Origin of the sequence: Nonomuraea mangrovi, assembly GCF_042681425.1 — a bacterium.
Classification (GTDB): Bacteria; Actinomycetota; Actinomycetes; order Streptosporangiales; family Streptosporangiaceae; genus Nonomuraea; species Nonomuraea mangrovi.
Genome location: NZ_JBHUFV010000100.1, coordinates 17194 through 28209 on the forward strand (window position 1 = coordinate 17194; position 11016 = coordinate 28209).

An 11016-nucleotide genomic window follows, 5' to 3' on the forward strand; every position below is an offset into this window, starting at 1 on the left:
CAGTGGTGGAACTCTTCTGCTGCAATGAGCCTCTACCTGCATGATCCGCTCCCGACGCCGGAGGTATCTGTAGTGCAGCCTGGAGACGAGCTCGCGAGCCGGTACCTGCTGGAGGGGCAACTCGGCTGGGGCGGGATGGGAGAGGTCTGGCGCGCCCTCGACCAGAGACTGCACCGACCGGTCGCGGTGAAGGTGCTGACCGCCCTCGGTCACTCTTCGCACACCTCTCCTTCGCAGACCGAACGGTTCCGCCGTGAGGCCCTTACAACCGCAGGGCTGCAGCACCCCGGGATCGTCGTGGTGCACGATGCCGATCAACACGCCGATCAGTGGTTCATCGTGATGGAACTGCTGCACGGCCAGGACCTGGCCGCGGTGCTGGACAGCACACCAGATCATTGCCTGCCGATCGAGCAGGTCCTCGTGCTGGGTATCCAGATCGCTCAGGCGTTGTCGGCCGCGCACAGCCGCGGTGTCATCCACCGCGACTTCAAACCCGCCAACCTGTTCTTGACCGACGGCGGGCAGGTGAAGATCTGCGATTTCGGGATCGCCTCCGCTGCCAACGCGACCTCTGTGCTCACCGCCGAAGGGCAGCGACTGGGGACACCGCACTACATGTCTCCCGAGCAGTGGCAAGGCGGGCGGGTCGATGCTCGATCAGACCTGTACTCCTTCGGATGTGTCCTGCACGCTCTGCTGACCGGCCGGCCGCCCTTCGCCTCGAGTGAGATGGCGGTGGTCATGCACCACCACCTGGTGGTACCACCGCTGGGCCCCCGGGCCTACCGCGCCGAGGTGCCGGAGAGACTCGATGAACTCGTCGTGCGTCTACTCGCCAAGGAGCCTGACAGCCGTCCGGCCAACGCCGATAGGGTCGCTGCCGCGCTGGAGGCCATCCGGGGCGTAACGCCCCTCCCGCCGACCTTGATCGAGGACTGCGGCGGCCACCGCCGGAGTGGGAAGGCGACTGTTCTTCCGAACACGGTCCAGATTGCTCCCATCCGTCCGGGCGCTCCGGAGACGCTCCTTGACGGTGGAGACAGAATGGTGCGGTCGGTGACGTTCAGTCCAGACGGCAAAGCTCTGGCAAGTGCCGGCGATGACGGTGTGGTCAGGATCTGGGACGTGGCCACCAGGACATTGGCCAAATCCTTCACCCACAGGGTCCGCAACTCGTGGGACAAGCCGCTCGCAGAGGTCCTCGAGTTCAACGCCGGGTTCTCGGCCACCTTGTCCGCAGCGTTCAGCCCGGACGGGAACCACCTGGCCGTCGGCAATGGCGACGGGACGATCAACCTGTGGAATGTCACCACCGGTGCCGCCACCACCCTCCCCTACCTCGACTCCGTCCTGTGGAACTGCTCAGCCGCCTGCGTAGCGTTCAACCCCACCGGCGGGACCCTGGCTACCACCTACAACGCCCCGGCCATCACGTTGTGGAATCTGACCACGCACATGAGCAGCCCACCCTTGGCCACCGGCGACGACTTCTGGGTCGGGGCGCTGGCATTCAGCCCTTCCGGTGGAACCCTGGCCACCGCCAGCGGCAATGGCAATCCTGGGAACACCGCCATCGATGGGCGCCTCCAACTGTGGGACACCTCCTCCCACGCGAACATCGCCACCCTCGCCCATACCAATTCCGTCGTGCACTCCCTGGGATTCAGCGCCGATGGAAAGACGCTGGCAAACCTCCGCAACGACGGGACGATCACGCTGTGGGACGTCGCGGCCCGTACGAGTACCACCCTCACCGGCCCCGGATCCGGCATGACCTGCATCGCCTCAGGCCCGGGCGCCATCCTGGTGAGCGGTTCCAGCGAAGGCACCATCACAGTTTGGGACATCACCAGTCGCAAGAGCATCGCTGCTCTCCACACCGGCACCAACAGCGAAATCAACTGCGTCGCCTGTAGCCCGGACGGTGCGACAGTCGCCGGCGGAGGCAGGAACCTTACACTTTGGACGATCAGATAAGAGGGCGGCGAGGCGCCGATCCCAAGATCACCGACCCGTTTGGGATGGTATTCATCAGCGCTCCTTGCCGGCGGCAGCAACATCGGCGCTGATCTTGCAGGTTGTGACACAGGCATTCACACGGCCCCCGCCACGAGCGCTGCGAAAACGTGATCCGCGCCTCAATGCTTGCTGCCCTCGACACCGGCAAGGCTCTCTCACGGCACGTCCCGACCTACGCCTTCGAGTTCGCTGACCTCAGCAACGGGACCCTCGCCGCTTCTGACGTAGATTCCGTCACCTCTGGGCACACGAACCGACCTGTAGGGCATGGTGATCTCGCTCTGAGAGCGTAAGAGCATCCGAGACCGTGTCGTGGGGCGGCGCCCCACGCGGGTGGCAGCCGCTCAAACGAACGGGGCCCGCTCATCCTTCAGGATAAGCGGGGCCTTTCTTGTTGCCCGATGGCTACTCGAACATAGAGGAGTCACCCTTATATCCGGGCGGCGAGCTCTTATGGTGTTGCAATGCCGCCTTAATGGCTAGTTTGGTTCGGCGATGGAAGTACTTTGATTCTCTGTCCATCTACATCTACCACAGTTCGCCCGGCAAGCGGTTTCTTCAGTTTGAACTGCACCTGATGCATATAGCCTATGTCGAGTGTGCTTTTTTCCTCCCAGGGCCAGGGGCGACATGTGTCTTTCACTTGAACGCCAATGGTCACCCTTGCAGGAGATTCCACCAGCTCCGTACCTGTCACTTCCTGGCATTTCGTGGGAGTCGATTTTCGCCCTTTGAAAAGCAGTTCTGCAGTCAGCGTCAGCTCGTCGTATGAGAGCTTCACGGTGTCTATATTGCGCCACTGGGACGCGCCGCATCCGACTAGGAGTGCGGTCACACAGATCAAGGACACCGCAGGCACGTACTTGTTGGGGCGGAGTGTTGGCATGGTGTCGCTAGTTTCTATCGGCGTTTCATGACGTCGCCACCGTATGCTTGGCGGACGTTGTGGATGTCGGTGAATCTTTCGGTGCAGTCGCCGAAGAGCGGATCGCTATCGCTGTGGTGGATACCCTTAGCGACTACGTACCCGTCCGGCTCGAAGGTGTAGACAGGTCCGCCTGAGTCGCCACCCTCCGTACATGCGCCACCCTTGGTGCCCATGACGATATTCTCTATTACGCCGACCTTGGTGTTGTCCACGTACGCCTCGTCGCTTGGTTGGCCGCCGTGACCTTCCAATTACAGGTTTGGCCTGAGGTTCTTCCGCCGACCCAGTACAGTTTCCGCATGGCGTCAGCCTCCTGTGAGTCGGTACTCGGCGTACAGACCAGCACGGCGCGGAAAAATCATCGGTCAGACCATACCGAGGGCCGGTTCACAATTCCAGAATCACGAGGGCGCCATCGAGCTCAGCGTTGCCGATGTCGTTCTGGCTGGCTTGGTGTGCGCCAGTCTCGCGCGCTTCCTGCCAGTAAAAGTCGGCAAGATCGTCACCGCTGTCGTCGGTGTCGCCGGGCTCGTCTTCGGCTGTGGCGCGACTGCTTTCGCCTTCCACGGCGCTGACAAGATCTTGGGAAACGCGATGGAGCTGGGGCGAGAGTCCGCGACAGTGTCGCTGGCCTTGATCAGCATCGTCGTCCTTGTCGCTGTCGGGTCGGCCTTGAGCTCGCAACTCCTCGTTCGACGCGAAACGATCAAAGGTCGAACACGATCATGATCGCTCGCACGATCCGATCGGCGTCGGATGCCGGGCTGGTCGGGCCGAGAGACCCCGGCATCTCCTCGAACTCGGCCCGCGCACCTGACATGGCCAACATGCCTTGACCGCCGCTGCCTACGGACTGTGGCACTTTGTGATCGGGGCCACGGTCAGCCAGGTCATGGCGCGGCAAGGACGAGCCGACCATCCGCGACGCCGCTGACAAATCCTGAGGGCGCAGCGCCACGCGTATCCGACGCTGGCCGCGCACGGGCATCCCAGCGCCAACGACTGGGACGACGCGTTCCACCGCGGCCTGGGCTACCTGATCGACGGAATCCGCGCGAACACTGTCAGGGCCGCGTAGCCAGATTCACCCCCTGCCCCCTTGGAGCAGGCCGCCGCTCCGAACTGACAACCCTGCTCGCCGACGAAGTCGCCGCCCCCGAGATCCGCACTGCCCGACGCTGTCGCGATCGATACTGGCCAGCACTCACCCCAGCCTGCGGCCCGCTTCTGCCGAATTCCGGTGGCACCCCATCGAAGAGTTCGCCGTATGCCCCGCGGCCGCACCTCGAGCCCGTCGCGCTGACATGTTCAGGCGATCTGCCATCTACTGACACCCGTGATCTGCCTGCTGACCTGTGGTTTTGCCAGCTCGTGTCGCGCTCACTCGCGACATTGTCACCATGCTGACCGGGCCACCGCCCGGCGTGGTCCCCGGCCTGCTCGCCGACATCCACACGGACCAGGCCGTGACGCGCTCCCGGCCTTCGCCGACACACCGGCGGTCGGCGTGGCTCAGCTTCTCGGTGGCGTCTTCTCGACCGAACCCCGGTAGCGGTCATGATCAGAGGCAGGTGACCACGTGTCGGTTCGAGGGCCGGCGTCGGACGTCGTGAAGTAGGCGGCCGTCTCCGCGTCCGTCGGGTAGTACGACTCGATCGCGACCTCGTCCAGCGTGATGTCCATCGGGGTGCCGAACGTGGTCGTGGTCGAGAACAGCCGCAGTTCTCGTCCCTCGAAGTTGAAGATCATCGGGATCACGACCTCGGACTCGACCGGGTGGCTCGCGTCCTCCGAACCGGGTGCCAGCAGCTCCTCGTAGAGCGCGGTCAGCTCGGGGTCGGGAGCCGCGGCGAGCTGACGCGCGATCCGGGTTCGGAGCAGCGAACGCACCTCGGCCAGATTGACGATGTGGAGGGCGAGCCCGCGCGGATCCAGCCCCAGGCGCACCATGTTGATCGGCGGCCGCAGCAGGTCCGGGGCGACATGTGCGAGGAAAGGGTCGATGGCGCGATTGGTCATCACGATGTTCCATCGGCGATCAATGACCAGCGCCGGGTACGGCTCGTGCGCGCGCAACACCCTCGCGATCGCCTCCCAGGCCGCCGGCAGCGCGTCTGCGTCGAGCGGCCGCTCGGCGTAACGGGGCGCGAAACCGGCGGCGAGCAACATCCGGTTGCGCTCACGCAACGGCACGTCGAGCTGAGCGGCGAGCCGAAGAACCATCTCGGCGCTCGGGGTGGACTTGCCGGTCTCCACCAGGCTGACGTGACGCGCCGAAACGTCGGCGGCGATCGCCAGATCGAGCTGGCTGAGCCGCCGGCGGTGCCGCCACTGCCGCAACATCTCCCCGACCGCGTACATGGCCGCCGATGCTAACTTCTCCGGGAGCCGGACGCCATGACATGCGATTTCATCGACAACCGTCGTGACGGCGGAAACACTGCTCCCCGTGACTACGCAGAACACGACCACAGACAACAAGAGCATCGTCCAGCAGGCGCTGACGGCACTGGTCGCGACGGGCGACGTCGACGCGCTCGCGCCGTTGCTGCGCGACGACTTCGTCCATCACCGGCCGGACTCGACCACCTCGACCAAGACGCAATGGCTCGACGATGTGCAGACCGCGCTCGTCCCGCTCGCCGACATGCAGGTCGAGATCCAGCATCTGCTGGCCGACGGCGACCACGTCGTGATGCACTCGCGGCGCTGGCTTCCCGGCGGCGAGCCGGCGATCGCGGTCGTCGACATCTGGCGGCTCGACGGCGGGCTGATCGCCGAGGGGTGGGAGATCATCGAGCCGTTGGCCCAGGTGGGCGCCAACATGGTGTGGTGGGAACCCGCCGATCACTGACCTGGCCCCGACCCGAAGGCCACGGTCCTGAACACCGGGGGCATCGAGGACGGCTCGATGCCCCCGACACCCGTCCCTGTCGCCTGCTCCCGGGTCCACTCCGAACTGGCGAAGGCCGGCTCAGCCGGCTCCTGCTGCGTCGTTCCCCGACGCCACGCCTGTGCTCGGCACGGGAGCCGGTGACCGCTCACGCAGCAAGGCCCCCGGCCACGGATCACGGACGAGCGTAGCCCCCGAGCCTGGTATGAGCAGACATGCGCCCCGCCATGGCCGCCCTCGCAGGGACACTCGGCGCGACCTCCCAGTACGGCACACGCACCCACCCGCCTGCGTCTCGGCAGGCAGGTGGGCGCAGACGTTCGCCGCCCTGGAGGCGGGCCGCCCGCAGCCTGACCCCAGCATCCTTGTGGCCCGCCCTTCGCCACCTACGGGCGGGCTCGAACGGAATGTCACGCGAAGCCACCTGACCCCGGCTTGCCAACGCGACTTTTCGTTCGCATGCTCGTCAACCCCCGGAGCGGCGGCCGGCGCCTCGGGTAGGCCGTGCGGCCAATCAACGCCACCCGAACCCCCAGAAACCATCATCAATCAGCTGAAAGCCAAGGTCCTTCATCCGGCGCGTGGCTCGGTGCCGATCCGGGCCAGCTGGGGACCACTTTCGGGGACGAGTGTGATTCAGCTGAGATCTGCCACTGCGACGATCCGTGCATGATCAGGCGACGATTGGCGGCGGCGGTGGTTGTCCTGACGGCCGCATCCACGGTGACCGCAGGATCCCCCGTACAAGCCGATGTTGTGATGGATCCGGCCGACGCCATCCAGCGCCAGCTTGTCCCGGGCCATGGGGTAAAGGTCGTCAGGCGTTCCCGGATGTCCATGCGCGACGACGATTGGACTGCCGTCAAGCCGGTGCGCGGCGTCGTGGAGTTCGGCAAGGGCACGATCGTGGCCACAGATATGAGAAACCCCAACCTGGCCCGCTACGGTACCCGCAACATCTGCATCGGCAAGCGCGGCTACGAGTCGTACGTCAAGCCCGACCCTGATGACCCAATGCCGCCGGGCAAGACCTGGGTGACCTACGAATGGCCGTGCCAGCTTGTTCTGAAGTCCGGCTTCTATCTCAGCCTCAGCGACCCGGTGACGCTCAGAGCCGTGCTGGCCACCACCACTCGCAGGCGGCCCGCCGGGATCTACGACGGGGTGCGCACCACCCTCCACGAGGGTGTCATCACCTTCGCGCAGCTCTACAAGGCGAACCCGGACATGCGCATCGGCTACCACCGCAGGCGGCCCATCGGCAATGAGTACGCCGGCTGGAAGGTGTCCTGGCGGCTGTGGATCGGCGGCGACCAGCTCGTCCGCAGAGCGTGGAGCACGTGGCGCGACCCGAACGACGGCCCCGGCAGGTCTGCGAGCGGCCCACCCTACGACGTTTACGCGGAGGACCTTCGGCTGTCGGACTGGGGGAAGAAGGTGCACATCAAACCGCCGCCCGCTGAGGAGACGGTGGCGTCGGAGGAGTGGCACCAGTAACCCGGACGATGTACGGACTCGGCTGGCGGATTCCCCGCGACATGCTCGTCCCGCCGCAGGCGCGCCTACCCGAGCAGCAGCGGGAAGGAGGCCGAGCTGCGTGGGCTGGGAGGGGGCGGGCGCGGGTGGGGCAGGCCTCAATGAGCGTCGGGGGAGGCATGCAGGTGAGTGTGCTTGGGCGCGCTCCCCCTTGTGGTCGAGGGTGGTGAGGATCTCGACGGGGCCCTCGCGAACGGCGATCACGCGCGGGGCGCGTCGCGACGCTATATATGCGGACTCGATGTTCTGCCGTCGGCTTTGGATCGCCTTGGTAGCACCGCGATCTCAGTCGTGACAAGGTCGTCGCATGCTGCAGAACAGCCGTGTCGCTACCCGGCTCCCTGCCCAGGACCTTGAGCGGGCGAGGGCGTTCTACGCCGAGAAGCTCGGCCTCGAACCAGTCGAGGAGCGACCCGGCGGTCTGCTGTACGAATGCGGCGGCGGGCGGTTCTCGCTTTTCGAGTCGACGGGCGCGGCCTCGGGCGACCATACCCAGATGGCCTGGGAGGTCGACGACATCGATACCGTCGTCGAGCGGCTGCGCAATCACGGCGTGGTGTTGGAGGAGGTCGACGTCCCCGGCCTCCGGACGGTTGGCGGTATCGCCTACGTCGAGGGGAATTACCCGTCAGCCGGCGTCGGCGAGCGGGCCGCGTGGTTCCGGGACAGCGAGGGAAACCTCCTCGGCATCGGCCAACCCGTGCGATGAGGGCCGGCTTCCTCAGGGTCCTCCTGGTCATGCCCGGCCTCCGCTGAGGGGGTGCCGCCGGCAGGGGCATGATCCTTCTTCAGGACTCGACGTCCAGGACGGCCGCGAGTGCTCACCCGCCAGTGGCTGTTCAGGCCGGAGTCTGCCGGATGGCCGACTCACAAAGGTCCTCAGGGGGCGCGGGCGCAGGTCGCACTGGGGAGCCACGTCGCTCTTGGCTTTCTCCCAGGCCATCAGATGGTGGCCGACCAGGAACTACGGTCAGGCACAAGTGATCCCCAAGTCGGCGTGCCGACGCTGCTGCCATGCACGTCAGAAAGATCGTACGGTCGGCGGCGTTGCTCGCCCTGACCGCGGCGCTCGTGTTCCCCGCCGGTCCCGCACATGCCGTGGCCGCGCGGAACACCGACTTCAACGGCGACGGCTATAACGACGTGGCCCTCACCTTCGCGTACCGGAGCTTGGGCGGGATCGCCGTGCTCTACGGCGGGCCCAACGGGACCAGTGGCCACCACCTCATCCGACCCCCGGCCGGATGCACCACGGTGGACAGGTGGGGCTATACCGTCCCGTGCCAGTCTTGGGGGCTGACCATGGCTGCCGCCGACGCCAACGGCGACGGCAGGAACGACCTGTACTTCTCCGGGTTGAGCGAGGCGCAGGCCATGTCCTGGCAGTCCGGAGGGTTCGGGACGGTCGAGCGGCACGTGTCCACTGTCATGTACAACGGCAGGATGGAGGTCGGCCAGTTCGGCGGCCAGTTCGCCAACGACGTGGTCATGGCGGACACCGTCGTCCGCGGCGTCACCCCGCCGTGGACGGGTATCAGCGGCTGGTACGACGGCCAGGGGCAGTACAAGTCTTTCCCCTTGCCCGACACGGACGTCCGGGTCACCCGCAATGAGCCGAGGCACACTGCCTCCGGCAACGTGGACGGCGGCTATGACGGGGAGATCGCGATCGTTCAGGCCAGGTCGATGCGCGAGCCCTCGACCGGTGAGCAATGGGTGGAGCACCACCTGGTGCTCGCCGACGACCTGGAGGAGAGCCCCGTCCGGATCATCGAGCTCGGCTCTCCGGCGACCTGCACCGCCTCGCCGCATCCCGCTCTTCGCGTTTGCCCGGAGTCGGACTCACAGGTCGTGACCGGCGACGTCAACGGAGACAAGTACGACGACGTCATCATGCTCACGCCCAGCAAGCGCACCCTGCACGTTTTCTACGGCTCATCCTCCGGTCCGAGCACCCTTCCCGGCTTCACGGCGAGGGACGTGGACTGGGCGGGCGGCGTGCTGTGGCGCGGAGTGACCACCGGGGACGTCAACGGCGACGGCGCCGAAGACATTGTTCTCGGCAGGCCCGACGTCGGCGGCTCCACCGCTCCCGCAGGAGGCGCGGTCGTGCTGATACCCGGGTCCCGCAACGGCCCGGCGATCGCGGGCGGGCAGGTCATCACGCAGGACGGCGTCCGGCCTCTGTCCGGATCGGCTCCCACGCCGCTGCCCGATCCGATCAGTGAGCAGTCCGTTCGCAGCGACGCCTTCGGCTCCGCCGTCTCGGTCCTGGACGTTACCGGCGACGGCAAGGCTGAGCTCATCACCAGCGCGCCGGGTAAGAACGCGTGGCAGGGCATGCTGGCCATCGTACGCGGCACCCCATCGGGGCTTTCCGCTACCGAGGCGCAGGTGATCCACCCATCGCAGATCGGGATCGACGTCGAAACCCCGGAGATGGGTCTGCATCTGCTGCGGTGAAGCCCAAGGCAGCGCTCGACGAGAGCCGGTTCGTGAGCTATGACGTGGTGCAGTGCCGCCGCCAGGGCCTGCGCCGCCTGATCGTCTGGCGGTAGCGCTTGACCAGCTCGGCCCGCCACCGCGCGGCCGCGTCATCGTCCGTGGTGGGTACGAAGGCCGCGTCCGTCTCCACCACCGCAGCCGCAACGACCATAGCCACCGCACATGCCACGACCAGCCCAAGGGTCCAGGCGTTGAACCAGCCAAACGCTAAAGACAGGACCGCCGTCAGCTCGCCTACCACGAATGTCACGCAGAGCCACTCGAATGCCAGGTGCAACCTACGGACTGACTGGCTCAGCTGGCGCGACCACTCGCCTGCCGAGCGAGGGTCCACAGGTGACTGGACTCGGCGGAAACTTATGTCGTAGTACGTCGCCGCGTCCGCTGATTTCTTCTGCCGCAAGAAGCCAATCTCTACCGACAGGGCGATCAAGATAGTCGGCAACCCCTACGCGGCGGTAGCGTAGAACGCTTCTGTGGCCATACCGGGTAATCGTGATGACGTTGAAGTGTGTTCCGTTGCGCGACGGGCCCGAATCCACGCGAGGTCGGGGGCGGCGGCAGCAGCGTCATGGTCAGCACCCAGTCCCACCGGACACCCGGCAGGCCAGCCCCGATTGCAGCCGTCCGGGTACGGCCAGCGGGGTAACCGACCCGGCCGTACCCCGATTCACCGTCACTTGGCGGCCGAGTGGCGGTGACCCCCCATCGCCGAACGAACCACCTGTCTGACCCACTCCCGCTGGATCGCCAATCCACCGCACCCCATCTATCCCCACGCCGAACTCTGAAAGCCAGAAGCAGTTCATCGTCGCGTCTCTGCCCGAACTCCTCAGCGCCGCCCGCCGCCACCAACGGCTTGCGCGCCTACACCGCCCCTCTGCCACCGGCGCGGCCTCCACGATGCTCACGAAAGCGTCACCCAAGCTCCTCTCCTGGATGACGAGCTCACAGAGCGGTGGGAACAGCGCACCAAGCAGCTCAGCCTGCACCTCGCCGAGCCGACCTTGACCCACGTGATCCGCTACCCGGAGACAGTCATCTGCATGTCGATCCTGCTCTCCCCTTAGACGACGTCTCATTTGGTGAGTCGGCGGTAGCAGATGAGGGCTGCGGCGATCGCGACGAAGGA

11 protein-coding genes are annotated in these 11016 nt (G+C 66.1%); 6 read left to right on the plus strand and 5 right to left on the minus strand.

Going from position 1 to position 11016, the window contains the following annotated elements; translation table 11 throughout:
* Positions 1–24: 24 nt before the first annotated feature.
* On the plus strand, positions 25–1980 hold the full coding sequence (locus ACFSKW_RS52100; protein ID WP_379582871.1) for a WD40 repeat domain-containing serine/threonine protein kinase: 1956 nt from the start codon (positions 25–27) through the stop codon (positions 1978–1980).
* A 514-nt stretch (positions 1981–2494) separates the two neighbouring features.
* Here ACFSKW_RS52100 and ACFSKW_RS52105 read toward each other — a convergent pair.
* The 3 genes from ACFSKW_RS52105 to ACFSKW_RS52115 all read right to left on the minus strand — a co-directional run bounded on the left by ACFSKW_RS52105 (position 2495) and on the right by ACFSKW_RS52115 (position 3517).
* A complete protein-coding gene (locus ACFSKW_RS52105; RefSeq protein WP_379582873.1) occupies positions 2495–2803 on the minus strand; it encodes a hypothetical protein in 309 nt (102 codons plus the stop codon).
* A gap of 119 nt (positions 2804–2922) precedes the next feature.
* Positions 2923–3162 (minus strand): chymotrypsin family serine protease, encoded by a 240-nt coding sequence (locus tag ACFSKW_RS52110; RefSeq protein ID WP_379582875.1) that lies wholly within the window; start codon positions 3160–3162, stop codon positions 2923–2925.
* Between the two features lie 175 nt (positions 3163–3337).
* Positions 3338–3517, minus strand: a complete 180-nt coding sequence (locus ACFSKW_RS52115; protein ID WP_379582877.1) for a hypothetical protein — start codon at positions 3515–3517, stop codon at positions 3338–3340.
* 373 nt (positions 3518–3890) lie between these two features.
* On the opposite strand from ACFSKW_RS52115, the gene ACFSKW_RS52120 reads away from it, so the two are divergent.
* On the plus strand, positions 3891–4028 hold the full coding sequence (locus tag ACFSKW_RS52120) for a hypothetical protein (RefSeq protein WP_379582891.1): 138 nt from the start codon (positions 3891–3893) through the stop codon (positions 4026–4028).
* A 434-nt stretch (positions 4029–4462) separates the two neighbouring features.
* On the opposite strand, the gene ACFSKW_RS52125 is transcribed toward ACFSKW_RS52120, so the two are convergent.
* Positions 4463–5311, minus strand: a complete 849-nt coding sequence (locus tag ACFSKW_RS52125) for a helix-turn-helix domain-containing protein (RefSeq protein WP_379582879.1) — start codon at positions 5309–5311, stop codon at positions 4463–4465.
* An 88-nt stretch (positions 5312–5399) separates the two neighbouring features.
* Here ACFSKW_RS52125 and ACFSKW_RS52130 point away from each other — a divergent pair, with 88 nt between their 5' ends.
* The 4 genes from ACFSKW_RS52130 (at position 5400) to ACFSKW_RS52145 (ending at position 9842) form a co-directional block, all read left to right on the plus strand.
* Complete coding sequence (locus tag ACFSKW_RS52130) at positions 5400–5804, plus strand: nuclear transport factor 2 family protein (protein WP_379582881.1); 405 nt, start codon at positions 5400–5402, stop codon at positions 5802–5804.
* Between the two features lie 876 nt (positions 5805–6680).
* Positions 6681–7340: a hypothetical protein gene (locus tag ACFSKW_RS52135; protein WP_379582883.1), complete on the plus strand. Its 660-nt coding sequence runs from the start codon at positions 6681–6683 to the stop codon at positions 7338–7340.
* A gap of 346 nt (positions 7341–7686) precedes the next feature.
* Complete coding sequence (locus ACFSKW_RS52140) at positions 7687–8088, plus strand: VOC family protein (protein WP_379582885.1); 402 nt, start codon at positions 7687–7689, stop codon at positions 8086–8088.
* A gap of 305 nt (positions 8089–8393) precedes the next feature.
* Positions 8394–9842 (plus strand): FG-GAP-like repeat-containing protein, encoded by a 1449-nt coding sequence (locus tag ACFSKW_RS52145; RefSeq protein ID WP_379582887.1) that lies wholly within the window; start codon positions 8394–8396, stop codon positions 9840–9842.
* A gap of 37 nt (positions 9843–9879) precedes the next feature.
* Here ACFSKW_RS52145 and ACFSKW_RS52150 read toward each other — a convergent pair whose 3' ends face one another.
* Entirely contained in the window at positions 9880–10035 is a 156-nt protein-coding gene (locus tag ACFSKW_RS52150; protein WP_379582889.1) for a hypothetical protein, read from the minus strand.
* Positions 10036–11016: the final 981 nt, after the last annotated feature.

Bases quoted from the DNA above. Each gene is read 5' to 3' on its own strand.
- ACFSKW_RS52135 (WP_379582883.1), top strand. From the start codon at position 6,681: ATGCGCGACGACGATTGGACTGCCGTCAAGCCGGTGCGCGGCGTCGTG.
- ACFSKW_RS52145 (WP_379582887.1), top strand. From the start codon at position 8,394: ATGCACGTCAGAAAGATCGTACGGTCGGCGGCGTTGCTCGCCCTGACC.
- ACFSKW_RS52125 (WP_379582879.1), bottom strand. From the start codon at position 5,311: ATGTACGCGGTCGGGGAGATGTTGCGGCAGTGGCGGCACCGCCGGCGG.
- ACFSKW_RS52150 (WP_379582889.1), bottom strand. From the start codon at position 10,035: ATGGTCGTTGCGGCTGCGGTGGTGGAGACGGACGCGGCCTTCGTACCC.
- ACFSKW_RS52140 (WP_379582885.1), top strand. From the start codon at position 7,687: ATGCTGCAGAACAGCCGTGTCGCTACCCGGCTCCCTGCCCAGGACCTT.
- ACFSKW_RS52100 (WP_379582871.1), top strand. From the start codon at position 25: ATGAGCCTCTACCTGCATGATCCGCTCCCGACGCCGGAGGTATCTGTA.